This window comes from Formosa sp. F44, assembly GCF_056238645.1.
Genome location: NZ_JBWDLJ010000002.1, coordinates 1 through 26,693 on the forward strand (window position 1 = coordinate 1; position 26,693 = coordinate 26,693).

The 26,693-nt window shown below is 34.4% G+C and carries 26 protein-coding genes and 1 tRNA gene; 9 read left to right on the forward strand and 18 right to left on the reverse strand.

Features of this window, described 5'->3' with window-relative positions:
• The 4 genes from AC0UBM_RS05005 to AC0UBM_RS05020 all read right to left on the reverse strand — a co-directional run.
• Positions 1-3,423, reverse strand: a 3,423-nt coding sequence (locus AC0UBM_RS05005) for a beta strand repeat-containing protein (RefSeq protein WP_475687907.1), incomplete at its 3' end; no start/stop codon positions are given.
• Between the two features lie 699 nt (positions 3,424-4,122).
• Positions 4,123-5,619 carry a helix-turn-helix domain-containing protein gene (locus AC0UBM_RS05010; RefSeq protein WP_475687908.1) on the reverse strand — a complete coding sequence of 499 codons (1,497 nt, stop codon included), beginning with the start codon at positions 5,617-5,619 and terminating at the stop codon, positions 4,123-4,125.
• A 475-nt stretch (positions 5,620-6,094) separates the two neighbouring features.
• Positions 6,095-6,168: transfer RNA gene (locus AC0UBM_RS05015), tRNA-Ala, on the reverse strand.
• A gap of 8 nt (positions 6,169-6,176) precedes the next feature.
• Positions 6,177-6,971 (reverse strand): universal stress protein, encoded by a 795-nt coding sequence (locus AC0UBM_RS05020; protein WP_475687909.1) that lies wholly within the window; start codon positions 6,969-6,971, stop codon positions 6,177-6,179.
• Between the two features lie 147 nt (positions 6,972-7,118).
• Here AC0UBM_RS05020 and AC0UBM_RS05025 point away from each other — a divergent pair, with 147 nt between their 5' ends.
• Positions 7,119-8,444 (forward strand): MATE family efflux transporter, encoded by a 1,326-nt coding sequence (locus tag AC0UBM_RS05025; RefSeq protein ID WP_475687910.1) that lies wholly within the window; start codon positions 7,119-7,121, stop codon positions 8,442-8,444.
• A 124-nt stretch (positions 8,445-8,568) separates the two neighbouring features.
• Positions 8,569-8,742, forward strand: a complete 174-nt coding sequence (locus AC0UBM_RS05030; RefSeq protein ID WP_475687911.1) for a hypothetical protein — start codon at positions 8,569-8,571, stop codon at positions 8,740-8,742.
• 102 nt (positions 8,743-8,844) lie between these two features.
• On the opposite strand, the gene AC0UBM_RS05035 is transcribed toward AC0UBM_RS05030, so the two are convergent.
• A complete protein-coding gene (locus tag AC0UBM_RS05035) occupies positions 8,845-9,486 on the reverse strand; it encodes a 2OG-Fe(II) oxygenase (protein ID WP_475687912.1) in 642 nt (213 codons plus the stop codon).
• A gap of 140 nt (positions 9,487-9,626) precedes the next feature.
• Between AC0UBM_RS05035 and AC0UBM_RS05040 the strand changes: the two genes are divergently transcribed.
• Both AC0UBM_RS05040 and AC0UBM_RS05045 read left to right on the forward strand, forming a co-directional pair.
• Positions 9,627-10,079, forward strand: coding sequence for a 6-pyruvoyl trahydropterin synthase family protein (locus AC0UBM_RS05040; RefSeq protein ID WP_038526036.1), 453 nt, complete (start codon positions 9,627-9,629; stop codon positions 10,077-10,079).
• Positions 10,080-10,216: 137 nt separating this feature from the next.
• Positions 10,217-10,981, forward strand: coding sequence for a UDP-2,3-diacylglucosamine diphosphatase (locus AC0UBM_RS05045; protein WP_414035982.1), 765 nt, complete (start codon positions 10,217-10,219; stop codon positions 10,979-10,981).
• 641 nt (positions 10,982-11,622) lie between these two features.
• Here AC0UBM_RS05045 and AC0UBM_RS05050 read toward each other — a convergent pair.
• The 10 genes from AC0UBM_RS05050 to AC0UBM_RS05095 all read right to left on the reverse strand — a co-directional run bounded on the left by AC0UBM_RS05050 (position 11,623) and on the right by AC0UBM_RS05095 (position 21,991).
• Positions 11,623-14,340: a carboxypeptidase-like regulatory domain-containing protein gene (locus tag AC0UBM_RS05050; protein ID WP_475687913.1), complete on the reverse strand. Its 2,718-nt coding sequence runs from the start codon at positions 14,338-14,340 to the stop codon at positions 11,623-11,625.
• On the reverse strand, positions 14,318-15,001 hold the full coding sequence (locus tag AC0UBM_RS05055) for a GLPGLI family protein (protein WP_414035980.1): 684 nt from the start codon (positions 14,999-15,001) through the stop codon (positions 14,318-14,320). The genes AC0UBM_RS05050 and AC0UBM_RS05055 overlap by 23 nt, the downstream gene beginning before the upstream one ends.
• A 24-nt stretch (positions 15,002-15,025) precedes the next feature.
• Positions 15,026-15,748 carry a GLPGLI family protein gene (locus AC0UBM_RS05060; protein WP_414035979.1) on the reverse strand — a complete coding sequence of 241 codons (723 nt, stop codon included), beginning with the start codon at positions 15,746-15,748 and terminating at the stop codon, positions 15,026-15,028.
• A 12-nt stretch (positions 15,749-15,760) separates the two neighbouring features.
• Positions 15,761-15,934: a hypothetical protein gene (locus tag AC0UBM_RS05065; protein ID WP_414035978.1), complete on the reverse strand. Its 174-nt coding sequence runs from the start codon at positions 15,932-15,934 to the stop codon at positions 15,761-15,763.
• 75 nt (positions 15,935-16,009) lie between these two features.
• A complete protein-coding gene (locus AC0UBM_RS05070; RefSeq protein WP_475687914.1) occupies positions 16,010-16,747 on the reverse strand; it encodes a GLPGLI family protein in 738 nt (245 codons plus the stop codon).
• A gap of 61 nt (positions 16,748-16,808) precedes the next feature.
• Complete coding sequence (locus tag AC0UBM_RS05075) at positions 16,809-17,567, reverse strand: GLPGLI family protein (protein ID WP_475687915.1); 759 nt, start codon at positions 17,565-17,567, stop codon at positions 16,809-16,811.
• 538 nt (positions 17,568-18,105) lie between these two features.
• Positions 18,106-19,374 carry an MFS transporter gene (locus AC0UBM_RS05080; protein WP_475687916.1) on the reverse strand — a complete coding sequence of 423 codons (1,269 nt, stop codon included), beginning with the start codon at positions 19,372-19,374 and terminating at the stop codon, positions 18,106-18,108.
• A gap of 62 nt (positions 19,375-19,436) precedes the next feature.
• Entirely contained in the window at positions 19,437-19,796 is a 360-nt protein-coding gene (locus tag AC0UBM_RS05085; protein ID WP_475687917.1) for a hypothetical protein, read from the reverse strand.
• Between the two features lie 63 nt (positions 19,797-19,859).
• Positions 19,860-21,548 (reverse strand): single-stranded-DNA-specific exonuclease RecJ, encoded by a 1,689-nt coding sequence (gene recJ / locus AC0UBM_RS05090; protein WP_475687918.1) that lies wholly within the window; start codon positions 21,546-21,548, stop codon positions 19,860-19,862.
• Positions 21,549-21,568: 20 nt separating this feature from the next.
• Positions 21,569-21,991, reverse strand: a complete 423-nt coding sequence (locus tag AC0UBM_RS05095) for an OsmC family protein (RefSeq protein ID WP_475687919.1) — start codon at positions 21,989-21,991, stop codon at positions 21,569-21,571.
• 58 nt (positions 21,992-22,049) lie between these two features.
• Here AC0UBM_RS05095 and AC0UBM_RS05100 point away from each other — a divergent pair, with 58 nt between their 5' ends.
• The 5 genes from AC0UBM_RS05100 to AC0UBM_RS05120 all read left to right on the forward strand — a co-directional run bounded on the left by AC0UBM_RS05100 (position 22,050) and on the right by AC0UBM_RS05120 (position 24,965).
• Positions 22,050-22,640, forward strand: a complete 591-nt coding sequence (locus AC0UBM_RS05100; protein WP_475687920.1) for a carboxymuconolactone decarboxylase family protein — start codon at positions 22,050-22,052, stop codon at positions 22,638-22,640.
• Positions 22,641-23,063: 423 nt separating this feature from the next.
• On the forward strand, positions 23,064-23,525 hold the full coding sequence (locus AC0UBM_RS05105; RefSeq protein WP_475687922.1) for a hypothetical protein: 462 nt from the start codon (positions 23,064-23,066) through the stop codon (positions 23,523-23,525).
• Between the two features lie 280 nt (positions 23,526-23,805).
• Positions 23,806-24,276: a hypothetical protein gene (locus tag AC0UBM_RS05110; RefSeq protein ID WP_475687923.1), complete on the forward strand. Its 471-nt coding sequence runs from the start codon at positions 23,806-23,808 to the stop codon at positions 24,274-24,276.
• A complete protein-coding gene (locus tag AC0UBM_RS05115) occupies positions 24,276-24,470 on the forward strand; it encodes a helix-turn-helix transcriptional regulator (RefSeq protein ID WP_038526011.1) in 195 nt (64 codons plus the stop codon). The genes AC0UBM_RS05110 and AC0UBM_RS05115 overlap by 1 nt, the downstream gene beginning before the upstream one ends.
• A 33-nt stretch (positions 24,471-24,503) precedes the next feature.
• On the forward strand, positions 24,504-24,965 hold the full coding sequence (locus AC0UBM_RS05120; RefSeq protein WP_475687925.1) for a hypothetical protein: 462 nt from the start codon (positions 24,504-24,506) through the stop codon (positions 24,963-24,965).
• 47 nt (positions 24,966-25,012) lie between these two features.
• Here the strand turns inward: AC0UBM_RS05120 and AC0UBM_RS05125 are convergent, their stop codons facing one another.
• Genes AC0UBM_RS05125 through rsmI form a run of 3 tightly spaced genes read right to left on the reverse strand, consistent with a single transcriptional unit; the run spans position 25,013 to position 26,629 of the window.
• The gene (locus AC0UBM_RS05125) at positions 25,013-25,582 is read right to left on the reverse strand and encodes a uracil-DNA glycosylase family protein (protein ID WP_475687926.1); all 570 of its coding nucleotides are present in this window, start codon (positions 25,580-25,582) and stop codon (positions 25,013-25,015) included.
• A 6-nt stretch (positions 25,583-25,588) separates the two neighbouring features.
• The gene (locus AC0UBM_RS05130) at positions 25,589-25,933 is read right to left on the reverse strand and encodes a HopJ type III effector protein (RefSeq protein ID WP_475687927.1); all 345 of its coding nucleotides are present in this window, start codon (positions 25,931-25,933) and stop codon (positions 25,589-25,591) included.
• A gap of 24 nt (positions 25,934-25,957) precedes the next feature.
• Complete coding sequence (gene rsmI / locus AC0UBM_RS05135; RefSeq protein ID WP_475687928.1) at positions 25,958-26,629, reverse strand: 16S rRNA (cytidine(1402)-2'-O)-methyltransferase; 672 nt, start codon at positions 26,627-26,629, stop codon at positions 25,958-25,960.
• Positions 26,630-26,693 lie beyond the last annotated feature (64 nt).

Below are 26,693 nucleotides of genomic sequence, written 5' to 3' on the forward strand. Positions count from 1 at the left end.
TGCTACTGCAATCTCATAGGCTGAAGCTCCGTCTGAACCATCGTTTCCATCAGTACCATTACTTCCGTCTGCTCCATCAGCTCCGTTTAGTGACGCTAACCAAACTGCTTCCGTTCCTGTGAATCCTCCTGCTACGGCTATTTCATAGGCTGAAGAGCCATCTGCTCCATCAGCACCGTTTAGTGATGCTAACCAATCTGATTCCGTTCCTGTGAATCCTCCGGCTACTGCTATTTCATAGGCTGAAGAACCATCCGTTCCATCTATTCCATCAGTACCGTTGGTTCCATCGGCACCATCTGCACCGTTTAATGACGCCAACCAATCTGATTCTGTTCCTGTAAATCCTCCGGCTACTGCAATCTCAAAAGCTGAAGAACCGTCTGTTCCATCGTTCCCGTCTGCTCCGTCAACTCCGTTTAATGATGCTAACCAAGCTGTTTCTGTTCCTGTAAATCCACCAGCTACTGCTATTTCATAGGCTGAAGAACCATCAGTACCGTTACTTCCATCTGCTCCATCAGCACCATCAGCTCCGTTTAGTGATGCTAGCCAAGCTGTTTCTGTTCCCGTAAATCCACCTGCTACTGCAATCTCATAGGCTGAAGCTCCGTCTGAACCATCGTTTCCATCAGTACCATTACTTCCGTCTGCTCCATCAGCACCGTTTAGTGACGCTAACCAAACTGCTTCCGTTCCTGTGAATCCTCCTGCTACGGCTATTTCATAGGCTGAAGAGCCATCTGCTCCATCAGCTCCGTTTAGTGACTCCAACCAAGCTGCTTCCGTTCCTGTAAATCCTCCGGCTACTGCAATCTCATAGGCTGAAGCTCCGTCTGAACCATCGTTTCCATCAGTACCATTACTTCCATCTGCTCCATCAGCACCATTTAATGACGCTAACCAAGCTGCTTCCGTTCCCGTAAATCCTCCGGCTACTGCTATTTCAAATGCTGAAGAACCGTCTGTTCCATCGTTCCCGTCTACTCCATCAGCACCGTTTAGTGACGCTAACCAAACTGCTTCTGTTCCTGTAAATCCTCCGGCTACTGCAATCTCAAAAGCTGAAGAACCGTCTGATCCATCGTTTCCATTAGTACCATCTGCTCCGTTTAATGATGCTAACCAATCCGCTTCTGTTCCTGTAAATCCACCGGCTACTGCAATCTCAAATGCTGAAGCCCCGTCTGAACCATCGTTTCCATCTGTACCATTACTTCCGTCTGCTCCATCAGCACCGTTTAGTGACGCTAACCAATCCGCTTCTGTTCCTGTAAATCCACCGGCTACTGCAATCTCATAGGCTGAAGATCCATCCGTTCCATCTATTCCATTTGTTCCATCAGAACCATCTGCTCCGTCAACTCCATTTAATGAAGTTAACCAATCCGCTTCAGTTCCTGTAAATCCTCCAGCTACTGCAATCTCATAGGCTGAAGAGCCATCTACTCCGTCAACACCGCTTAATGACGCTAACCAATCTGCTTCTGTTCCCGTAAATCCTCCAGCAACTGCTATTTCATAGGCTGAAGAACCGTCTGTTCCATCGTTCCCGTCTGCTCCGTCAACTCCGTTTAATGATGCTAACCAAGCTGTTTCGGTTCCCGTAAATCCACCAGCTACTGCAATCTCATATGCCGAAGAGCCATCTGAACCATCGTTTCCATCAGTACCGTTACTTCCATCGGCACCATCTGCTCCGTTTAATGATGCTAACCAATCCGCTTCTGTTCCTGTAAACCCTCCGGCTACTGCAATCTCAAATGCGGAAGATCCATCCGTTCCATCTATTCCATTTGTTCCATCAGCACCATCTACTCCATCAACACCGTTTAGTGATGCCAACCAAGCTGTTTCTGTTCCTGTAAATCCTCCAGCTACTGCAATTTCATAGGCTGAAGACCCATCTGTTCCATCAGCTCCGTTTAATGACGCTAACCAATCTGCTTCTGTACCTGTAAATCCACCGGCTACTGCAATCTCATATGCCGAAGAGCCATCTGAACCATCGTTTCCATTAGTACCATCTGCTCCGTTTAATGATGCTAACCAATCCGCTTCTGTTCCTGTAAATCCACCGGCTACTGCAATCTCAAATGCTGAAGAGCCATCTGAACCATCATTTCCATCAGTACCGTTACTTCCATCGGCACCATCAGCACCGTTTAATGACGCTAACCAATCCGCTTCCGTTCCTAAAAATCCACCAGCTACTGCAATCTCATATGCTGAAGAACCGTCTGAACCATCGTTTCCATCATTACCATTACTTCCGTCTGCTCCATCAGCTCCGTTTAGTGACGCTAACCAAACTGCTTCCGTTCCTGTAAATCCTCCGGCTACTGCAATTTCATAGGCTGAAGACCCATCTGTTCCATCAGCTCCGTTTAATGACGCTAACCAATCTGCTTCTGTACCTGTAAATCCACCGGCTACTGCAATCTCAAATGCGGAAGATCCATCTGTTCCGTCTACTCCATTACTTCCATCTGCTCCATCAGCACCATCAGCTCCGTTTAGTGATGCTAGCCAAGCTGTTTCTGTTCCCGTAAATCCACCTGCTACTGCAATCTCATAGGCTGAAGCCCCATCCGTTCCATCTATTCCATTTGTTCCATCTGCACCGTTTAGTGACGCTAACCAATCCGCTTCCGTTCCCGTAAATCCACCGGCTACGGCTATTTCATAGGCTGAAGAGCCAGCAGAACCAGCAATTCCTTGCTCGCCTGTTAAATCTGAAGTTGTAAATGTAGATCCATCTGAATATGTAATTGTGAATGTGCCGTCTCCATTATCTGTAGTAGAAGTAATTCCTATACCATCTGATCCTGCAGGGCCACTGGCTAAATCAATAATTATTTGATCATTGTTTTCATTAAAATAAGTTATTGTACCATCTCCATTATCAACTATAGTTGTAATGGTTTCTAGGTTCTTAACTAGATTAGTCATATCTAACGCAGTAACATCTCCATTTTCATCTTTATACTCTAAAGATTTTCCATCTTGGTTAAGACTAAGAAATGTTAATGTTTCCACATTATTATTTGTTATAATCTGGACATCTCCATTCTCATCAATATAAGAATACTGATTATTAACTACATCCCAATAAACAATGTTATCTGGTAAATCCTGCTTTCCTAGGAATTTCACCCAACGATCTTGATACCAATAATAATACCCTGGACTTATTCCTGTGGATGTATTTGTATTATAAACCAACAAACTTTCAATATTTCCTGCAGAAATAGTAGTTTGATCTGTTAGACTAGTTAAAGGTATTTGTGGTATTAAAACCCCCTTATCACTAGATACAATTTCTAACTGCGTCGACGAATTTGGCATATCTGTACCAATCCCTACTTGAGAGTAGGTAACATGAGCCATAAATAAAATGAGTAATAGTAAAATTTTTTTCATAAAATCTGAGTTATTTTAACGTATTGCTTTTACAGGTTCTTCGTTGAAAAAGAAGATATATTTAATAGATTAAAAGCTATTAAACACATTTTACTAAGCGTAAAAACCGTATCTACAATGTATTATTAAAATATTGTGCTAAGAATTAAACGTTTAGCTATTTTCCCGAAAACAGATAGGATTAAAAAAATAAAACATTAATAATCAATAAGTTAAAACACAAGAAATTAGTATGTTTTTAAGAATTTAAAAGCTAATACTCAATTTATAACCATGAAAAAGAGCACCGAAAAAACGATTCAAGAATAAAACAGACTGATTCAACACGACGTGTTAAAAAACTGGTCTATTAAGAAATAGATTAAATAACAAAAGAATATTGAAAATAAAAAAGTATAAGATTTCTAAAAAGGAATTATGAATTCGAATAATTTTTTCTTACACAGCATAAAAAAAATCGATTCATTTTCTTTCTAGGAAAATTGAATCGATTATAACATTCTCTAATTTATTTAGACATCCGAAGAGGAAACACAACATAAAACACCTTGCTTTACAAGCCTATAAAGACAACTAAATATTCTTGTTTTTTTTAGAAATACTGGTCCTAAAAAATAATAGAACAGAAAATAACTATAGGGAAAAAACAACGTACTTATTATAGCTTTTTTTTAATCTAAATCTAATAAGTTAACGAAATTAATTTATTTTATTTTTCAAATTGTTGATATAATATGAAGGCGAATATTTAGTGAATTTCTTAAAATTGGTAGAAAATTTACTATGTGATGAAAAACCACACTCTTTCGCCAAGTAACTTATTTTATAATTTAAATAATCGGAATTGGTATTTAACTTGTTTACTATATACATAATTCGTAATCTATTTATATAAGTATTAAAATCTAAACCTTTTTGATCTTTAAGCACTTGCCTAAGGTATTTTGTATTTGAATTAAGCTGCGCAACTAAAATAGCTAAAGACATGTTTTTATCTAAAAAACGATTCGAAGCTTCGAAATCTTCTAGTTTTTCTATAAGTATTTTTTCTGTTTTAATTGTACACGTGACACCTGAAACTTTTTTTGCTTTACTATTAAATACTCCATTTACATACTTAAACACTTTTTTCCTATTATAATAAGCACAAAAGGAAGGTATTAATATAAAAAATATAGAAAATATAACATTACTAGAACTAGAAGGTTCGTGAATGCGAATATCCTTCGGTAACTTTTTAAATTCATTAGATGCTTTATTTATTAGACGTCTTGAATAATTCTTATTCTGTCTAATAACGGCTATATATTTATAACTATACAATTTAAAGCTATCAGCAATTTTAATCTGCTGATAATATTCTGTAATGTTTTTATAAACTTCTTCTTTTATAATATTATTATATTTTTTGGCAACCATCCGTAAACTTTTCTCGACATAAACCTTGGAACTGTCTAACTGCTTCTGCTCTAAATAGACCCCAAGCATCCCATTATATATACTAGATTCCAATAAAGGTTCTGCCAGTGTAGTACGTTCAATAAACGATTTTGCTTTAGAATAATGATTAAGCGCAGAATTATTATCCTCCAAAATAATGAAACATCTTGCTAATTTTTCTTCGCAGTGAGCTAAATCAAAATACTTTATATTTTCATCTTTCTCCTTGCTAAATACTACAATGGCAGATTTTAAATACTCGACAGCGCCCGTACATTCTTTAGCTTCAATACTATATTCTAGCAACTCAAGATTAGCCATCGTAATATATTTTATGGCATGTTCCTTATTCTTTATCTTCGAACTTGCAACAAAACTTTCTGCGATTAAATATTTACCTTTATCTACAAATCCTACACTTCTGTATTGTCTAGATAAAAAGGTATAAATTCTTGATTGTAAACAATAATTATTTTTGAGTTTAGCCAATTCTAAAGATTTTAACGCAAAATCTATGGAAGCCCCTCTTTTCTCTTCCTGTTCTAAAATAACACTCTTAAGCATTAACGCATACATTTTATCTTGAGTACTCTCGGAGTACATAAATAAAGAATCAGCAACACGCATAGAATTTAAAGCATTTTTAGAGGAAATATCTAAGGTGGCACCTGAACAGAACGTTTCATTATAAATGGATTCTTCGTCCTTGGGAAAATAAAATATTATCGGAAATAGTAATAGTAAAGCATATTTCATAGTAGGTTGATTTGGGAGATCTTCTTAAAGTTAAAATTTTCTTAAATAAAAAACAAATCAATATTTACATATTCGACAAACAACACTTGTTACTAATAAAAATACTTCATAAAATATCCAAAAATTTAAGAATAATTTAATTACATTATCATTAATCGCTTTAACTATACTTGCAAAAATAAAGGCTTAATTCTACTTATTGTTTACATTTATCTAAGTTGTAACCTAAGGTACACGTGATAATAAACTACATTATAATCCTCTTTGAAAAGATTATGGTATAATACGAGATTTAATTGTATAATTATTCCAATTGAAGAAACACCAAGCAAAAAGGATTATTACTTGAGTTATACAAAATGGTAGATTTTAATAATATTGCTTCTCAATTATTTGGGATTTATATTTTGACAACGTAGAACAAGTAATTCACAAAAAAAAGGCTCCGATTGCTCGAAACCCTTATTAACACTAGTGGAGAAGATGGGATTCGAACCCACGACCTCTTGACTGCCAGTCAAGCACTCTAGCCAACTGAGCTACATCCCCATTATAATTTATTTTACGCCCTTTAAAACCAATACTGGAAATGGGCTATAAAAATCCTTTTTCAAAATTACATTTTTTTCCCACATTTTAGCAAAAAATCCGCGCTTTCGTCTAAATACACAAAGTAAGTCCGGTTCATGCGAATTACAGTGTTGTAAAACACCATGAAACGTGGTCGGGTTTTCTGTAAAAACAGTTTCGGTTATTAGTGACGACAAGGAACTATGTACCTTAAAATCTCCTTCTTTATAAAATGGTGTTTTTACTAATAATAAATTGACCACAGCTTTAAACTGATTTTGAATTTGTTTTAAAGGCACCAACGCTTGTTCTTTTTTTATAATAGCCGATTTTACAGCAACTAATACATTGGTCATAGGCTTAAACACATAACTCTCTGGTACAATTAACGACGGAATATTAGTTTTCTTAATAATTTTGCCAGATATTTTTCCTAAAAAAACAGCCTCCTTAATAGCATTTGATCTCGGCTCCACGAGCATTAAATCGACATTAGCTGTTTTACAAATTAGTTCTAAAGTAGGTATTAATTTGCCTTTAAAACTCTTAACGACAATATCAACCTCCTTCGTCTCAATCTTATCCAATAAATTATTTAAATAAGATAAACTCTCACGTTCCAAAACATCATCTGTTTTACCTAAAGTCCCAGATTTTACTCGCATACCGTACACTTGTACAACATACAAACGTGCTCCAAAAGCATGAGCAAAATCTACAGCATACTGTAAATGACTTTCAATATTTTTTGAATGCCCTACAGGAACTAAAATATTTTTCATAAAAACTTATAATGATAAAAACGGTTATAAATGTAATAATAAAACACATTCAAAATTTCACTATTATTCAGATCTTCATAATTAATACTTCTAAAAAAAATCCGACCTTCGCAACTACCAAACAATTTATAAACACCAACAAAACCTTTGGATCAATCCATATCTTTAAAACACATTAATACACTTGCTGTGCCTGCTATTATTGCGGGTATTAGCGAACCTATATTATCTATTACCGACACCGCAATAATTGGAAATGTAAACATTCACCCCACAGAAGCACTCGCCGCCGTTGGTATAGTAGGAACGTTTATTTCCATGCTAATTTGGGTACTCGGACAAAGCCGTAGTGCAATTTCATCTATCATTTCGCAATCTGTTGGAGCGAATAAGTTAGACGACGTAAAAAATCTACCGGCTCAAGCCATATTCTTAATCACATCGTTAAGCATTGTTATTATACTGGTAACTTACCCACTAGCAGCATCTATTTTTAAACTCTATAATGCCTCTGGATTAATCTTAGAGTATGCACAAGAGTATTATAAAATCCGTGTATTTGGTTTTCCATTTACGCTTTTTACATTTGCGATTTTTGGAGCATTTCGCGGTTTACAAAACACCTATTACCCCATGATTATTGCCATTATCGGTTCCGTATCAAATATTCTTTTAGATTTTGCATTGGTATATGGCATCACAGATTATATCCCTGCCATGCATATAAAAGGAGCAGCTTATGCAAGTGTTATCGCACAACTTATTATGGCTGTTTTATCAGGGTATTATTTATATAAAAAGACAGATATCCCTTTAAAACTCACACTACCTTTCAATAAGGAAATCAACAAGTTCTTGTTAATGATTCTCAATTTATTTATTCGAACTCTAGCATTAAACACGGCCTTATATTTTGCAAGTTCGTACGCTACGAGTTACGGTAAAAATTATATCGCAGCCTATACAATAGCCATAAATATTTGGTTTTTAGGCGCCTTTTTAATCGATGGATTTGCAAGTGCAGGAAATATACTTTCCGGAAAGCTATTCGGTGCTAAACGTCCCGATTTATTAATAAGACTAAGTAACAAACTTATTGTGCTGGGCATTTTAACAGGTATACTTTTAGCTGGAATTGGGTGGCTGTTTTACGAACCTATCGGACGTGTATTCACAAAGCAACCCGAAGTTTTAGAAGCTTTTTATGATGTGTTTTGGATTGTTTTAGCCATGCAACCTTTGTGTGCACTAGCTTTTATTTTCGACGGTATGTTTAAAGGTTTAGGAAAAATGAAATACTTAAGAAACGTACTTCTAGCCTCAACCTTCCTGGTATTCTTACCAACTCTACTCCTATTCGATTATTACAACTATAAACTATACGCCATTTTTATAGCTTTCACACTTTGGATGGCCGCTCGTGGTATTCCTTTAATTATAAAATTTAGACAGTTGTTTTTAGTAACTAAATAATAATATTTACAAACCTTGAAACACTTCTTACAATAAATTTTAGATAGCCCAAATAAAACAGAAATTTTTGATAAAAAATCAACTAAATTTACTGCACGAATAAAACTCCAAGTCACAATTAAACATGATTGCGCTAATTCAAGACTTAAACATAGAAGACAAGATTAAAAACGCACCCGATTCTAATTACGAAATCGGCGTATTTATTGGCTCTATGGTTCCATTTGTTGTGTTTGTTATTTTAGCTTACATCATGTATTATTACAACAAAAAAAATAATCAAGACCTAGACTTATGAATATTTTAGAATTTTTAAGCGGTAACGGACTTTTCCTTATACTCGCTATCGTACTCGTTATTATCTACGTTTATAACCGAAACAAAGGCGGACGTCGTTAAATTATCGCGTTTTTAACCAGCCTGTAATACTCAATCGTTTTGTGTTTACAGGTTTTACTTCGTGCTCCAAAATCTGACTTTCAAAAATAACAACTCGTCCAGGTAACGGATAGATTTTCTTTTCAACCTCAACACCATTTTCATTGGTGTAAATCGCTAATTCTCCTCCATTTTCTGGTTGCCAATCTTCGTTATTTAAATAACAAACAAACGATAATTTTCGTCTGTCGTCGTTCTGAAACGTATCTAAATGGCGCTTATAAAACGTGCCTTTCGGATAAATCGCATAATGAAATTCCTTATGTAAAATCCCTAGAAAACACGTTCTATTTAGGTAAGATACTAACGCATTTATTTTATTAAAAAACAGGGTTTCAGCCGGATTTACACACTGCTCATCTATCCATAAAATCACATCACCACGAATTGTTTTTTCAACCGTTTCATTTAAACGATTACCTATAGCGGCCTTCTTAAAAGCATCGGCTTCGTATTTTAAGAGTATAGAATCTCGAAGTTGTGACACTTCATTTTCATCAAAAAAATTATCAATAATACTGTATTGCTGATTCAGAAGATCATCTATAATCTTCTCGTATAACGGATGCTCAGCAACGACCAAATCTTCGAAAAGAGCAGTCATTAAAGGAATATTCTCATTTTAGTTAACTCTCTATATTTTAAAAACTTAACTCGTTTTTCGTATAAAAAGTGTGCAAATGTAATCTAAAAACAAATTGCTTTTACAAATTCGGTACCTTTGCACTGTTAAAAAATCAAATCATGAGTAATATTCGAATTACCAAACAATTTACTTTCGAAACCGGACACGCCCTTTATGGCTACGACGGAAAATGTAAAAACGTTCACGGCCACAGTTACAAACTTTCGGTAACCGTAATTGGCAAACCCATTACAGACAACACCAATGTAAAATACGGAATGGTTATCGATTTTGGCGATTTAAAGAAAATTGTTAAAACAGAAATTGTCGATGTTTTCGATCATGCAACCGTTTTTAACAAAAACACACCACACGTGGAGTTGGCAAAAGAATTGAGCGATCGCGGGCATAACGTCTTGTTGGTCGATTACCAGCCAACCAGCGAGATGATGGTTATCGATTTTGCGTCGAAAATAAAAACTTATTTACCAAGCCACATTGCATTACATTCTTTAAGATTACAGGAAACAGATAGTAGTTTTGCAGAATGGTACGCTAGCGATAATTTATAGGGCGTTCCCTTTCGCTGTGCTTCAGGTCAGGCTTTCGCAAGTCGATTTTTTAATGCAAAAACGCATTTAAAAGAGCTCCAACAATTGCTCTATCCTTAACGCAGATCCAAACCAAGAACAATTTTTATATTTACAGCATGCAAATTCCCGAAGGCAAAAAAATATACTTCTCGTCAGACAATCATTTAGGCGCACCAACACACGAAGTCTCACTACCTCGTGAGAAAAAATTTGTGGCTTGGTTAGACGAAATCAAGCACGATGCAGCGGCTATATTTCTATTGGGCGATTTGTTCGACTTTTGGTTCGAATACAAAACCGTAGTTCCAAAAGGCTTTGTAAGAACTTTAGGAAAACTTGCCGAAATACGCGATTCTGGAATTCCCGTTTACTTTTTCGTGGGTAATCACGATTTATGGATGGACGATTATTTCGAAAAAGAACTTAATATCCCAGTTTATCATAAACCTAAGGAGTTCACCTTTAACAATAAAACATTCTTAATAGGTCACGGCGACGGATTAGGCCCTGGAGACAAAGGCTATAAACGCATGAAAAAAGTGTTTACAAGTCCGTTTTTTCAATGGTTATTCCGTTGGTTACATCCAGACTTAGGTGTGAAATTGGCTCAGTACATGTCGGTTAAAAACAAATTGATTTCTGGCGACGAGGATGCTAAATTTCTAGGCGAAGACAACGAGTGGCTCGTGCAATATTGCAAACGTAAATTAGAAACCAAAGCTTACGATTATTTCGTGTTTGGTCACCGCCATTTACCTATGGAAATCTCTTTAAACGACACCGCTAAGTACGTTAATTTAGGCGATTGGATTGGGTATTACACGTATGGAGAGTTTGATGGTAGAGATCTTAATTTAAAGACTTTCGAGGTTACATTGTAATTCACGTCATGCTGAACGCGTTTCAGCATCGCACAAGTTGTTAATCCAATTTCACCACTATATGTTAATCGAGCGGAGTCGAGATTTCGTTTAGATGGCTTTCGACTCCGATCAAGCACCCTACACACTTAATATACAAATATTTAACACTATTAAATCTACGTTTTTAGCATCACACAACTAACTCAAATTTGCTTATTCTAATGAGACCCTGAAATGAATTCAGGGTGACGCCACGATGTTTAAAACAATATGAATTTCTAATCAAAACTAGAATCACAAAACTAACATCAACGTCATCCTGAACTTGTTTCAGCATCACACAACTAACTCAAATTTTCTTACTCTAATGAGACCCTGAAACCAGTTCAGGGTGACGCTACGATGTTTAAAAACAATATGAATTTCTAATCAAAACTAGAATCACAAAACTAACACCAACGTCATGCTGAACGCATTTCAGCATCACACAGCTAACTCAAATTTTCTTACTCTAATGAGACCCTGAAACCAGTTCAGGGTGACGCCGTAGATTATATATAAATTTTAGTAAAATTTCAAAGCACCAAATTAGTGAATGGTTATATTTTTACAATGCTTCATTAATACATTGCTACATTAAACGGCCTATCTAAGAGCTATTAAAGCTTATAAATAACCTTAAACATTATAATTCTAGGTAAAATAAAGGTCTTCGTATCCGAAATTAAAAAGCTAGAAAAGCTATTACTCTGTTTAAACTTTGTATCGAACGCATTGGATACTGAAAGTTCAAAACCCCAAGGCTGATCTTCCTTTTGGTAAAATAAAGATGCATTTAAATTATCGAATCTGTTTTTTATTCCTGCAGCATCATTTCTATACAAATCGTAGTTATAATCGGCTTTAAAAATAAAATCATCTAAAAAATCATATTCTAGTTCCACAAGAATATTATCGTTTTCAAAGGTGGTTTCATCACCTAAAGCCATATAAATATTAGCCGACTTTATATAAGCTACCTTTAAATTTGGCACAGCTTTAAAAAGTGTTTCAATTCCCAGTGTACCGGAAATATTCTTAGAATTATTTTTGTTGGTTTCCTCATTTACAATCTGGTAAAAATTAGAATAACTTAATTGCGCATCGAACGAATATCGGATTTTATTTATTTTTTTAGATGCACCTCCAAAAAACATAAGTTCTTGTTCTGGTTGATTTAAAAGAATAAGCGAATTGTATTGATCTATCCCATCTAATTGCGTGATATATTTTAACGTTTTTTCTTTTATGTTATAAGACAGATTCGCATTAATATTTAAACCTTTAAATAAACTAAATTTATAATAGCTTAGCACAAGTCTGTGGTAAATCTCGTTTTGTAAAGTTTCATTACCTTTAAACACACTACTAAAACTAGATAATATATAATTAGTAGCTAAGTTTTTAATTGTCGGAAATTCTGCATTAAGGGTATATTTAAATCCAATAGTCTCGCTGTTATTTATATCCAATTTCACATCAAACTTTGGTAACAATACTGCTTTATTATGCGTATTTCGCTCCGATTCTTGCCCCGTTTTCCAGAAGAAAAACTGATAATACGCTGCTGGTTTAATGGTTACTTTACCAATCATAAATTTATACTCTAACCCAAAGTAGGTATTCAGCATATTGTATCCAAAATCGTTATTAAAACCAGCATTAGAAAACGAATTAATTTCGCCGGTAGACAGCTGCTGTAAATCGCGGCTATAAAAATCGCTAAAAGCTAAATTTACGCCAACGCTAGTATATAGGTGATTAAAATTATTAAGTACCCAATAGTCTTTTACTAGCGCATTAAACGTATGCGTATTTAGCCTAACTGTTTGCTGAATATTATAAATAGCGTCGTCTTCTAACGGTAAAATATCTTGCAGAATCTCTTGATCTGTCAACCAATTGGTAAACGGCTTATCCTTAATAAAGGTGTAATTAGCTTCTAAAGTTCCGATATGTGCTTTCGATAATTTACGACTATAACTTAAATTTTGCCTTAGCTGTAATCCGTCTAAAGCATCTAGGGTTTGTATCTGATTGTTTTGCGATGGGTTTTCAGTTAAAATTAATCCATCACTATCTGTTGTATTTAATTTTACAAAACTTGTGTAGGTAAAATCTTCATCGAAACTCGGTTCATAATCTAAAGTTAATTTTCCTATTAAAAACTGGTTATTTAGTTCATTTGTCTCTGTTCTATTTTCAATAAAAGAGGTATCGTTATTTAAATAATCATTATTTGTAAGAACTTCGGTTTCGGTTTTACTATTAGAAGCAATAAAATAAGCACTTAAGTCTGTAGATTCACTAACGGACTGTCTCATATTTAAAGCTCCAAATTGGTTGGTATTTGCTTTGTAATCCTGAGCATCTATAAACGCAGATATATCGCTATTTTTTAAGCTACTATAGCCTCCAGAACGCTCTAGTAGTTTACTTACACCACCTTCAAACTCCATATAGTCATTAAACGTAAAACTTTTAACTCCTGTATTATTTACATCTCCAATAAAATTAACGTTCGTTTCTGGACTGTAATAAAATAAGGTAGGATGCACAATATAACGCTCCTTAATACCTCCTCCAGCTTCAATCTCTCCAAAAACAAACTTCTTTTTGTCTTCTTTTAAGGTAATATTCATGGCCGTTTTATCACTATCTTCCAAGCCTTTAAGCATAGCTACTTCGCTGTAGTTTTCTAGAATTTCTATTTTATCTACCGCGTCGGCAGGAATATTATTAACAGCCAACTTACTACCACCATTAAAAAAAGCCTTATTCTCGACCATAACTTTGGTCACCTTTTTTCCATTTGCTGTAACATTACCAGCCTTGTCGACTTCTATTCCAGGTAGCTTTTTTAAAACCTCTCTAAGTTTACGCTCATCGCCAGTAACAAATTTATCGGTGAGATAAATAATGGTGTCTTTTTTTACGGTAATAGGTGGTGTATATGCAATATTAACCTCATTTAAAACATCTATATTTTCGCTTAAACTAAAATTTCTGGCAACTTTAGTTTCTTCTGAAGTTTTTAACGCTACAGTTAATGGCTTATAACCTAAATAACTAATCGTTAATTGATAGGATTGATTTGATTGAAGCTTTATTTTGTAAGCACCTGCTTTATTAGTTATACCAAAACCAACTGGAACCTCATCTGATTGAGGTATAGCTAGGAGATTCGCGTTTTCTAAAGGGTTGTTAAGACTATCTGTAACTTGACCTGAAAGCTCTATAGTTTGGGCGTAAGTAGCACACCCTATTAAAACGAATAGAATTGTTATTTTTAGCTTCCTAAAAAGATTATTAACTTTAGTCTTTAAATATGCCTCCAAATTTCTCCTTATATGCTTCTGCAGTAATTAATATCCCTTCTGGTTTTTCTATTTCAAGTGCATTTTCTTTACTATTAATAGATACTTTAGTCGCTGTAAAAACGATATGAGGGTTTTCTAAAAGCAATATTACCCCAGGAAGACCTTGATATTCTCTAGGCCCAAACCCCACAGGTAGTTCTGGCGTAAACCAAGCACTAGTAGGAAACTTAGTATTGTTGTTATTTAATATCGCTTTAAAACATTTGTATTTCCCGATTTGCTTAGACTCGTTTGTTATTGTCCATTTATATAAACCGTTGTCTTCTTGCACCAGATAAGGTTCGTTATCAGGACCTATAGTTCGTTTTAAAAACTCCTTTGTTTCTAAATTGTTATAAAACTGATTTTCAAAACCTGAAAAAATAGAAGTAAGATTTATACCCTTATCTAAATCACTTTTCATAAAATTCACTCCTTTAAAAAGCGATACCGTTGGCGTAAAAAGCAATTCAAGATTTACATCTTTGGCAGATTTTATTAACGCTGCATTAGTTGGATTTTTAGTTTCCTTTTTTATATAAGAAGCCGTGTAAATAACCTTTCCATTTATGTTTTGAGCGTACAAAAACGTCGTACATATTAAAGCAAAACAGAATATAAGTGTTTTTAATTTTGTCATAAATAAAGTATTAATAATGCTTATTTAATTACCAAAAAGAAACTCTGTATTAGACTTCACTAATTTTGAATACGCGTCCTCTGTTATAAACTCTCCTTCTGTGGGTAGTTCTAGTACTTCTGTATTATTTCCTAAGCTGATTTTTGTTGCAGAAAAAATCAATTTATTTTTCGTCAGTTCTAAAATCAGCCCTGGAAGTCCACCCATTCCTATGGGACCAAACGGAAAATTTAATTCAGGAGCAAACCAAACTATAATAGCCTCATCAGATTTTAATATTGCTTTATAGCAGGTATAACCTCCAATTTCTCTTTTGTCTTTAGTGATCTCCCAATCTAAACTTTTATACTCCAGTTGAATATTAAATAATTTCCCCGAAAACTCTTTTTGCTTAACAAACTTTTGTTTTGTTCTATCGCAATAATATGTTCCTCCAACAAAAATGGAGGCCATTTTTTGATAAGGGTCGTTGTCGTACTCCATTTTCTCAACTTCTCGAAATACACCAAAATCTTTATTATACACTAACACACATTCTATATTGTTTAATGCATTATATATTCCTTTAATTTTAGTTTTAGCAGACATTCCCAGGTTTTTATCATCTAACCCACTATAATCTCTTGAAATTTTATAAGTGATTTCTGAATTTTGCCCAAAAGAAAACAAACTAATAAAAACTATAATTAGGAATACTAAAAATTTTCTATGCTTTAAATAAGACTTCTTAATACTTAACGTTTTCATTAGTTTAAGTTTTTAACACCCTTCAATGAGTAATAAGACTAATTCCGCGCCCTCATCTTCAATAAGTTCATTAGTTTCCATCATATGAATCAGAATTCCTATAGCATCATCTATACAGTCTGGTATTCCTGCATTTGATAATTTAGCCGATGAAGTATTGAAAGAAACCCTATTCGCTATAGGCATAAAGATTAATTTTATCATAAATAAAGTCCTAATAATGCGTATTCAACTTTAAAAAGCACACCTCCATCATTTTTCTTAAAAATCTCCAAAAGCATCACTTAAAGACTTTACCATCTGAGTATCATATTCTTTTTTAGAAACAATCTTTCCTTCTGGAATTTCTTGTATTGCAACATTCTTTTTCTTAAATTCGATTTTTGTAGCTGTGTAAACCGTACTACCATATTGCATTTCTAGCACCAAACCCGGCAAACCAGCCACTGATAATGGACCGAATGATACAGGCACTTCATTTGTATACCAAACGACAATATCGTTAACCTTGTCTTGATATCCTTTTTTAATTTTAGAAAATTCAACGACTTCCTGGGATGTAGCTTTATAGCATTTGTAACCACCAATACTTTTAGTTTCAGTAGTAAGTTTAAAATTATATTTAGGATAACTAACTAATAATTTTTCGGAACCACGATTTACTTCTTCTACAGTCGTATTAGTCTGTAAGTTTGTATAAAATTGGTTTTTTCCTTTACCCAACAACTCTGCCTTACTTACCATTTTCTTGTTTAAGTCTGACGCCATAGGTTTTATATGATAAAAATAGGATGCTTCCTTATTAAACTCTAAAACATAAGGTATATTCCTTAAAATTTCATTCATCGCATTCACATAAGAAACATATTTAGCTTCTCCAACCTTTTCAGAATTTGCTATTATAGCTTTAGTATATGTAACTTTTCCTGAAAAATTATTTTGAGCTTTTACGACATATACTAATAATATAAATAATAGCAATACTATTTTTTTAAGCATAGTTTTATAATTTTTATTCTAACACTAAACCAGCTATTTTAGACTTTAAAAAGTAACAATTTTAATCTAAATACTGTTCTAATTTCTTATTTAAACCACAAATTATATCTTCATATTCCTTTTCATTTAATGTATTTGTATCTTCAATATTTTGAACTTTTAAATTGGGTATCATATCAATTTTTCTAGCAGTTACCACTGCTCCTTTGAGATGCACCTCTACTATTAAACCAGGTAAACCCATAAAAATGTCTGGACCAGCTTGAATTGGAATGGAAGGCACAAACCAAGCTTCAATACTAAATTCCTTATTTAATACTGGGTTATAATATTTACCTGTAGCCTGAATTGCATTATATCCTAATATGTTTTTTTGAGATGTTGAAATCTTCCAATTAAAATTATATGCCTTTTGTTTAACTTTAAAATCTTGTCCTGCTAATCTTTTGCTAAAGATAATATTATCTGTAGCATAATTAGAATAAACCTGTTCATTAAAAGAAGCAAATCGTTTTGCTAATTTTATAAGCATTTGTGTTTTCGGAGAATCACTATCAGATTGTAATTTATCTTCAGCCTCAAAAAAGGATTCCTCTTTTGTCGCTATTAAATTATAATTTACTGCTTTTGCCTGCTCGCGCACTTCTCTTGTTAATTGTTTTCCTCGTTCATCTAAATTATCTACAGAACCATGCAGTTCAATCTCAGAAATGCAGTAAATTATTTTAAAGGAGGTTTGAGATACGCCGATTGAAAAATTTAAAAATAAGATTACGGATAAAATAAATCTAAAAACACTAAAATTTAATTTTTTATCCATAATTTTTACTTTTTTAGTTGATTAAATCAGGGTAATATTTAAAACTATTCAAGCCGTTTTAAGAAACTGTTAAAAATTTGGCATCAATGTTTTATACGAACTTAATTAAAAAAAACTAACACTAGTTAAGTTGCAACTGCCTATCAATAAAATTAGAAACGACTTCAATTATTTCTAATAGTACATCAAGACATTCAAACTTATTGTTTGTTGTAAAAAAAAAAAAACACTTTTTTGTTAAAATATTATGCAATTCGTCGAAAGGCACTTTTTGCGTTACGGAAAAACCGTAATCACCTCATATTTATATGATTAATTGCTTTATTTAAACTTTTTAAAGTAGTGGAAATGAACTCTAAAATATATAATAATAAACATGATTCGCCTTACTCGAATGCGACCATGAAATGGAACTATAATATAAAAAAAATGGGTTTAATTAAATTTATTGTGACACTGTGGATTATAAATAAATTTTAGTGAAGTTTTAAAGCACCAATTTTTTTGCATTAATACATTATACAATTATTACATTAGATTACCCCTCATTTTCATGCTTCTCCAAATCCTTACGCAAATCGAGCTTCCTAAAGGTTGGAGAAAATACCCCTGTAGTTAGTACAATTAATAAGGTCATACTACCTCCAAATACAACGGCTGTAACCGTTCCCATAAGTTTAGCTGTAAGACCACTTTCAAAAGCTCCTAGTTCGTTAGACGACCCAACAAACATAGAATTTACAGACGCTACACGTCCGCGCATATGATCGGGTGTTTTAAGTTGTAAAATAGTCTGACGGATAACCATAGAAATCCCATCGAACACACCACTAAAAAACAAGGCACCTACCGATACCCAAAACCACGTAGATAATCCGAATACAATTATAGAGATCCCAAATCCGAAGATTGCAATAAGCAGTTTCATCCCTGCATCTTTATTTAAAGGGATATATGCAGAAATAACCATCGTAATAAAAGCTCCCACTGCCGGTGCGGCACGTAACACGCCAAACCCTTGCGGTCCGACTTTTAAAATATCTTGCGCAAATACAGGCAATAAAGCCACAGCACCTCCAAATAAAACGGCCACCATATCTAAAGTAAGTGCCCCTAAAATGGCTTTAGTACTAAACACAAACTTTAAGCCTTCTCTTAAACTTTGCATTATGGGTTCGCCAATGTTCGGGTTTAAAATAGGCTTTGTAGAAATCTGAGTTAATGCCATTAATGCTGTTATGGAAAAGCCTACAATTAAACACATAGACCAATGTACTCCAATTAAATGAATAGAAAATCCAGCGAGTGCCGGACCTAATACCGCGCCCATTTGCCAAACCGAACTACTCCACGTTGCCGCATTTGGATATAACTTTTTAGGCACTACTAATGACAATAAGGAGAAAATGGTAGGACCTAAAAACGAACGGACAAAACCGCCAAGAAATACTAAAAAGTAAATGGAATATAGAACTACATTTTGAGAAAGGTCTCCAACGACTTTTGGCCAAGTGAGTAAAAACAGTCCGAAACTAATTACAGAAAATCCAAGTATACATTTTACAAGTAAACTCTTTTTTTCGCTCTGATCTACAATATGCCCTGAGAACAAAGCCATAGACACGGCTGGAATCACTTCCATAAGTCCGATAATTCCAAGCGACAACGGATTTTTAGTAATGCTATATACTTCCCATTCTATCACGATAAATTGCATAGACCAGGCGAATACCATGGCAAAACGGACTAATAAAAATATATTAAATTCTTTGTACCGAAGTGCAGCGTATGGATCTTTTTGTTTCATAATCTATTTGAAGAGGAAACAAATGTACAAAAGTGACCGTTTTAAAAAATTCTGATAAACATTTAATTTTTACAGATATCATTAATATATACGTCTAATTCTAAATGGAACAAGGTTCCGGTAATTAAATCGTTTATATCTCTGAGCTCCAAAGCATTTATTGCCAAATCGACTTGGCTACACGGCGTTTTTAACAACATTGATCGACTACGATCTTTGTTTTTACAGCAAGCACAAGGATTTTCGGATTGAACAAATCTAATCTGTTTCTGAAACTGAACAATTTCGCGATAGGTAAGGTAAAATCCCATATCCCGAAAAATTATCTGAATTTTAGGAGACTGTTTTTTAGGCGTGTTTTCCTTCCAAATAAAGGAAACACCAAAGGCATTATGGTATATTTTATTGATGTCTTGATCCATAGCGGTTGCTTTTCAACCACTAAAATACTTATTATTTATATTTAATCTAAATAAATATAATATTTATTTTATATCTCTAAGCTTCAATTGCAGACTTGTTACACCATTCCAATGGTTTTCATCTATAGAATACACAATACTAAAAGGCACTTTAGTAGAGACTACATCTATCTTTTTTCCCAGACCAAATCCAATACACACAATAGGATTTACGTTGGGTTGCTTCACGGTTATCCGTAAATGATCTTCTTCTTTCCCAACACATTTTCCATATCCAGTATCAACCACATCTTCGGTCATAAAAACCGGCATCATATTCCCAGGACCAAAGGGTGCAAACTGCTTTAAAATACGATAGAATTTAGGTGTTATATTTTCTAAAGCAATATTCGCTTCAATTTTAATTTCTGGAGAGAGTAATTTAGGATCGATAGTATTAGACACCACATCTTCAAAAGCCTGTTTAAAGGCATCGTAATTTTCAGGATGCAATGTTAATCCAGCTGCGTATTTATGTCCACCAAATTGTTCGATATGTTCGCTACATGCCTCTAGGGCATTATACACATCGAACCCCACAACAGAACGTGCAGAAGCGGCCAATTTCTCACCACTTTTTGTAAATACTAATGTGGGTCTGTAGTAGGTTTCTATAAGCCGAGATGCCACAATACCAATAACACCTTTGTGCCAATCATCCTGAAACACTACAGATGTATAGCGTTCTTGTTCATTGCGCTCTTCAATCTGGTTTAAAGCTTGAATTGTAATTTCTTTATCGGTTTCTCGACGGTCTAAATTAAAACTTTCAATTTCGGCAGCATACGTTTCCGCTTGCTTTTCGTCCATTTCTGTAAGCAATTGCACAGCATATGTACCATGTTTCATACGTCCAGCAGCGTTAATTCTTGGTGCAACAATAAAGACCACATCGGTTATAGTGAATACGGTTTTATCTACCTGATTTAAAATGGCTTTAATGCCTGGTCTCGGATTCTCGTTAATAATTTGAAGTCCGTAATAGGCCAAAATTCTATTTTCACCAGTAATAGGCACAATATCCGCTCCAATTGCGGTAGCTACTAAATCTAGATATTCACCTAAATCTTCAATGGTAAATCCTTGCTTAGACGATAAGGCCTGAATGAGTTTAAACCCAACCCCACAACCGCATAATTCTTTATATGGATACTCACAATCTTCCCGTTTAGGATCCAGAACTGCGGCGGCATTTGGAATAGCATCGCCTGGCCTGTGGTGATCGCAAATAATAAAATCGATGCCCTTTTCTTTGGCATAGGCCACTTTATCGATTGCTTTTATACCACAGTCTAACGCCACTATAAGTGTAAAATCGTTATCGTGAGCAAAGTCGATGCCTTTATAAGACACACCATAACCTTCGTCGTAACGATCCGGGATATACGTGACTACATTCTCCTGACGTGTTCGTAAATACGAACTCATTAAGGCCACAGACGTTGTACCATCGACATCGTAATCGCCATACACCATAATATTCTCGCCAGCTTCTAGAGCTTGTTCAATACGTACCACAGCTTTGTCCATATCTTTCATTAAGAACGGATCGTGCAATTCGCTAAGATCTGGTCTAAAGAACGATTTTGCCTCATCGAACGTCTCAATGCCACGCTGTATTAACAACGACGCAGTAAGTTCGTCTACATGAAGTGCCTCTTGTAACGTATTAACTTTATGAGATTCTGGTTTTGGTTTTATGGTCCAACGCATAGTTTGTAATCCGAAATAATTTATTTATTATGAAAATGAGACTTTACTTTTACCTCTGCAAAATGACGAAACATTTCCATAACCCCGCAGTATTTATCGACCGATAAGTCTACTGCTCTATTAATTTTAGTTTCGTTTAAATCTGTACCATAAAAATGATAATCTACAGTAACTAGATGGTAATATTTTGGGTGTTCTTCGGTTAAATGCCCTTCAATAACAATTTTAAAATCGTCTATCTCAACCTTCATTTTTTCCAACATTGGCGTAATATCTACCCCCGAACAACCAGCAAGAGCAGTTAGCATTAAGGCTTTCGGACGTAAGCCATCTCCTTTACCGCCATTATCTTCGCCTAAATCAATCATAACCGATTTACCGCTAGGGTTATCAGATTCAAATTGTACATTTTTTTTCCATTGTGTGGTCACCAAATGAGTCATAATTCCGTATTTTTTCGTTAATTGATAGTTCAAAAATACGACTAAAATTCAGAATAAAATGCCACTAATAACACCATTATCTCCCGATCACGACCAAGAAACTCAAGATTTAGCAACCTTTTTTAATGAAACATTGGGCTTCTGTCCGAACTCTGTTTTAACCATGCAACGCCGGCCAGCCATAAGCAAAGCCTTCATTAATTTAAACAAAGCTGTGATGGCCAACGAAGGTCGCGTAACTTCTGCTTTAAAACGCTTAATTGCTTGGGTTAGCAGTAATGCCACTGGCTGTCGCTATTGCCAAGCACACGCCATTCGTGCCGCAGAGCGCTACGGGGCAGAACAAGAGCAACTCGATAACGTTTGGGATTATCGCACCCATCCCGCATTTAGCGAAACCGAACGTGTGGCTTTAGATTTTAGTTTGGCCGCATCTCAAGTACCAAATGCCGTAGACGACACTTTAAAAAAGCGATTGAACACCTATTGGGACGAAGGCGAAATTGTAGAAATGTTAGGCGTTATTTCACTTTTCGGATATTTAAACCGCTGGAACGACAGTATGGGAACTACACTGGAAAATGGTGCTTTAGAAAGTGGTGAACAACATTTAGGAAAACATGGCTGGGAAAAAGGGAAGCATATTTAAATAGTTAGTAGTACTTTTTTGGGCGTTCCCCTTTTGGGGCGCGCTTTCCGTTATATCTTTTATGGTCGAAAAAAACCATAAAAGGATGCCACTGCAATCGCTAACGCAAATGGATTTTCAATTATAGAATATTTGTTCATTTTTTCCATTGATGAAAAAACGAACCAACCCTTCGACTTGGCTCAGGACAGGAAAAATCTAGGCTTACGAATCTTTATCTAAATTTTAGATAATTATAAAATCTTCAATTCAAATCATTTAAATATTAAAATTTCGAAATTTTCTTTCCTTCTCATTTCTTCAATAAAATCAACACATTTCGCTAAGAATCAGTACTAAAAAGTAGATTTCTAAATATTTAATTTTCTATTATATTTGATTAAATGTAAAGTATTATATACTTTTATATAAAAATAATAGAATATGAATATTCAGATACTTCCCAATTGGTATAAAAAAATAGGCATCTTAATTTTTATCACATTTGCAATTTTAGCTGGTAGCGATGACTTTAGAGCGGGATGGAATAGCGTAGAATACGCTAGTCCGTACAAAAGCCCTCTTAATAATCACGAAGACACAACTCAAGGAGAGACCAAACCCGAGACACATCATTTTTATTTTGGAAAAGAAACAACTCACTTATTTAGTATTTTAAGTATTGCGGGACTATTTATCTATATGCTATCTAAAGAAAAAATTGAAGACGATTATATCAATAAATTGCGAGCAGATTCATTTCAGCTTTCTATCTTAATTTTTCTATTGGTTTCACTTGGAATTTATGCGTTCCAAGGCAATTTAAATATGCCTTTGGATTATTTTCTATTCCTTTATATGATGCTATTCCTCATTATTTTTTCAATTAAAAAACGAGTGTATTAATCGCATACTTTATAGTAAAAGCAAACATTCAACCTGTATTGCAACACACTAAATACAACTAATAAAAATTCACTAGAAATGACAATACAACTACTTCCAATATTAGTTTCATTCGTAAATTATTCATTACACGAAACCTTAAATATGCCGTTATACTGTTTAGTACTGTTTAATATCCCTACACTACTCATTCTTTTTTATTTAAAAAAAACATTCATTTAAGCAGCCTTCAAACCTATTGAATAAGCAGGTTTATAACTAACTTTAAAATTCATAACATATGAACATTCAAATACTTCCCAACTGGTGTAAAAAAATAGGTGTCTTAATTTTTATCACATTTGCAATATTAGCTGGTAGCGATGGCTTTATTAACGGCTACAATGAAGGTAAAAACAGCAGCACTTTAGACCAAATAGAATTAGCACCAGATGAACGAAAACACACGTCTCAACCACATGAAACTTCTGAAGTATTTTCAGATTATTTTGGAAACGAACTCATGCATGTATTTAATATTTTTAGCATTATTGGATTGATTATTTATATGATTTCTAAGGAACAAATTGAAGACGATTACATCAATAAATTGAGAGCAGATTCATTTCAGCTTTCCATCTTAATTTTTCTATTGGTTTCACTTGGAATTTATGCGTTCCAAGGCAATTTAAATATGCCTTTGGATTATTTTCTGTTCCTTTATATAATGCTATTCCTCATTATATTTTCAATTAAAAAACGAGTGTATTAATGAAAAACCTTATAAAAGTAGAACGCGCCAGACATAGTTTAACACAGGCACAATTGGCAGATAAATTAAAGGTGTCTCGACAAACTATTCACGCTATTGAAAATAACAAATTCAATCCGTCGGTAACCCTTGCGATTAAAATGGCTCGGTTTTTCGAAGTTACCGTTGAATATTTATTTGATATCGAAGAATAAAAGTTTAAAATATTAACCAAAACTCTAAAGAAAATGAACATTCAAATACTACCAAATTGGTGTAAAAAATTAGGCGCTCTGGCCTTTATAGTATTTACTTTTATAAGTGCAGCTTACTATACTGTAGACTGTAATGAATATGATTTCAACACACCACAAATAGAAACTCCACAGGACAATCACCCAGATACAACGCCATCGGAAACGAAACCCGAAAGCCTTGATCATTCAGAAAATAATCTTTCTCATTTATTTTCTATTTTAAGCTATGTGGGGTTATTTATTTATATGCTGTCTAGAGAAAAAGTCGAAGATGATTATATCAATAAATTACGCTTAGAATCGTACCAACTTACTATAATACTATTATTGATAATTTCTATTATAACCTATGCTTTCTTTAAAGAATTAAGAATGTCTTTTGATTACTTCCTGGAAACTTTTATGATCCTATATCTCATCATCTTTTTCTTTAAAAAACGTATTTATGTATAAAGAAGAAGAAAAAAGGTTCATGATATAATCTACCTAAGAACCTAATTTTAAAGTATAGTTTTAATTAGCTTCTGTAATTCAGGCACAACTGATGCTTCGAACCATGGATTTTTAGACATCCAAAATCGGTTTCGTGGCGACGGGTGTGGAATAGGAAAATAGGTTGGTAAATACGACTCGAAATTGGAAACGGTTTCTGTCAAATTCGCTCCAGCCTCTACTTTGAGATAATATTTTTGAGCATAATTCCCAATTAAAATCACAAGCTTTACCTGTGGCATTTTACTAAATAACGTAGCATGCCATTGAGGTGCACATTCGGGTCTTGGAGGTAAATCGCCACTTTTACCTTTACCAGGATAACAAAAACCCATAGGAATAATGGCAAAGTTCTTGGTGTTGTAAAACTGGTTTTCGGTGACATTTAGCCACGTTCTTAAACGCTTTCCGCTAGCATCGTTCCAAGGAATTCCGGAATTATGCACTTTTAATCCTGGCGCCTGACCAACAATTACAATCTTAGAATCTGGATGCGCTGTGGCAATAGGATGCGGACCTAAAGGCAAATGGTCTGCACAAATGGTGCATTGCTTAATCTCATGTAAAAGCGCATCCATTATTACTTATTTCAGCTTTAAAGGCTCTCCTTCAAATTGCAATCCTTCGAATCCAGTATTCATAAAGTTTCTAATGTTTTGGTGGCCATCACCTTCTGGATCGCCTAAAACATCTATATAATAAAACTGACCGAAACATGATAAGGTTTCTTCTTTTGTAAACCCTTGCAGTTTTGCAAAAGCAAACAATTTACAAGAGCCTGAATTCTCGCCAGATTTATTATATACCTCACCATTTTTAAAGGCTGTAGGTGTAAATATGTAATTGGACTCTATAGTATCTACAGTATCTGAAAACACTATAGATTTAGGCGTATTCTGTAATTTTTGTTTAAATGCGTCTAATGTCATTTTAAAATTTTTAAAAGTGTATACTTATTTTTTTCCACCAACCACAACCACTATTTCCCCTTTTGGTGGCTTATTGGTGTAATGTTCTAAAACCTCTTTTGCTGTTCCACGAACGGTTTCCTCGTATAATTTTGTTAATTCACGCGACACGGAAACGGGACGATCTTCTCCAAAATATTCGCAAAAATGGGTCAAGGTTTTTATGAGTTTGTGTGGCGATTCGTAAAATATAATAGTACGCATTTCTTCGGCTAAAAGTAACAAACGCGTTTGTCTGCCTTTCTTAACCGGTAAAAAGCCTTCGAATACAAATTTATCGTTAGGCAAACCTGAATTTACTAATGCTGGCACAAAGGCCGTAGCACCAGGCAAACAATCTACTTCAATACCATGTTCTACACACGCACGCGTTAATAAAAATCCAGGATCGGAAATAGCTGGTGTACCTGCATCACTAATTAATGCAATTACGGTTCCTCCCTTTAATTTTTGTATTAACCCTTCAATCGTTTTATGCTCGTTATGCATATGGTGTGATTGCGAATGTGTATTAATCTCGAAATGTTTTAGAAGTTTTCCAGAGGTTCTCGTGTCTTCAGCCAATATTAAATCGGCTTCTTTAAGAACGCGTATGGCCCTAAAAGTCATATCTTCTAAATTACCAATTGGTGTAGGTACAATGTATAGTTTACTCATGTATAGAAAATTAACGGCATGTTTTTAAAGCTTCTTTGTTAGAAGCTGCATACAAGAAAAAATT

Bases quoted from the DNA above. Each gene is read 5' to 3' on its own strand.
- AC0UBM_RS05010 (WP_475687908.1), bottom strand. From the start codon at position 5,619: ATGAAATATGCTTTACTATTACTATTTCCGATAATATTTTATTTTCCC.
- AC0UBM_RS05020 (WP_475687909.1), bottom strand. From the start codon at position 6,971: ATGAAAAATATTTTAGTTCCTGTAGGGCATTCAAAAAATATTGAAAGT.
- AC0UBM_RS05030 (WP_475687911.1), top strand. From the start codon at position 8,569: ATGATTGCGCTAATTCAAGACTTAAACATAGAAGACAAGATTAAAAAC.
- AC0UBM_RS05035 (WP_475687912.1), bottom strand. From the start codon at position 9,486: ATGACTGCTCTTTTCGAAGATTTGGTCGTTGCTGAGCATCCGTTATAC.
- AC0UBM_RS05040 (WP_038526036.1), top strand. From the start codon at position 9,627: ATGAGTAATATTCGAATTACCAAACAATTTACTTTCGAAACCGGACAC.
- AC0UBM_RS05045 (WP_414035982.1), top strand. From the start codon at position 10,217: ATGCAAATTCCCGAAGGCAAAAAAATATACTTCTCGTCAGACAATCAT.
- AC0UBM_RS05055 (WP_414035980.1), bottom strand. From the start codon at position 15,001: ATGACAAAATTAAAAACACTTATATTCTGTTTTGCTTTAATATGTACG.
- AC0UBM_RS05060 (WP_414035979.1), bottom strand. From the start codon at position 15,748: ATGAAAACGTTAAGTATTAAGAAGTCTTATTTAAAGCATAGAAAATTT.
- AC0UBM_RS05065 (WP_414035978.1), bottom strand. From the start codon at position 15,934: ATGCCTATAGCGAATAGGGTTTCTTTCAATACTTCATCGGCTAAATTA.
- AC0UBM_RS05070 (WP_475687914.1), bottom strand. From the start codon at position 16,747: ATGCTTAAAAAAATAGTATTGCTATTATTTATATTATTAGTATATGTC.
- AC0UBM_RS05075 (WP_475687915.1), bottom strand. From the start codon at position 17,567: ATGGATAAAAAATTAAATTTTAGTGTTTTTAGATTTATTTTATCCGTA.
- AC0UBM_RS05080 (WP_475687916.1), bottom strand. From the start codon at position 19,374: ATGAAACAAAAAGATCCATACGCTGCACTTCGGTACAAAGAATTTAAT.
- AC0UBM_RS05085 (WP_475687917.1), bottom strand. From the start codon at position 19,796: ATGGATCAAGACATCAATAAAATATACCATAATGCCTTTGGTGTTTCC.
- recJ (WP_475687918.1), bottom strand. From the start codon at position 21,548: ATGCGTTGGACCATAAAACCAAAACCAGAATCTCATAAAGTTAATACG.
- AC0UBM_RS05095 (WP_475687919.1), bottom strand. From the start codon at position 21,991: ATGACTCATTTGGTGACCACACAATGGAAAAAAAATGTACAATTTGAA.
- AC0UBM_RS05100 (WP_475687920.1), top strand. From the start codon at position 22,050: ATGCCACTAATAACACCATTATCTCCCGATCACGACCAAGAAACTCAA.
- AC0UBM_RS05105 (WP_475687922.1), top strand. From the start codon at position 23,064: ATGAATATTCAGATACTTCCCAATTGGTATAAAAAAATAGGCATCTTA.
- AC0UBM_RS05110 (WP_475687923.1), top strand. From the start codon at position 23,806: ATGAACATTCAAATACTTCCCAACTGGTGTAAAAAAATAGGTGTCTTA.
- AC0UBM_RS05115 (WP_038526011.1), top strand. From the start codon at position 24,276: ATGAAAAACCTTATAAAAGTAGAACGCGCCAGACATAGTTTAACACAG.
- AC0UBM_RS05120 (WP_475687925.1), top strand. From the start codon at position 24,504: ATGAACATTCAAATACTACCAAATTGGTGTAAAAAATTAGGCGCTCTG.
- AC0UBM_RS05125 (WP_475687926.1), bottom strand. From the start codon at position 25,582: ATGGATGCGCTTTTACATGAGATTAAGCAATGCACCATTTGTGCAGAC.
- AC0UBM_RS05130 (WP_475687927.1), bottom strand. From the start codon at position 25,933: ATGACATTAGACGCATTTAAACAAAAATTACAGAATACGCCTAAATCT.
- rsmI (WP_475687928.1), bottom strand. From the start codon at position 26,629: ATGAGTAAACTATACATTGTACCTACACCAATTGGTAATTTAGAAGAT.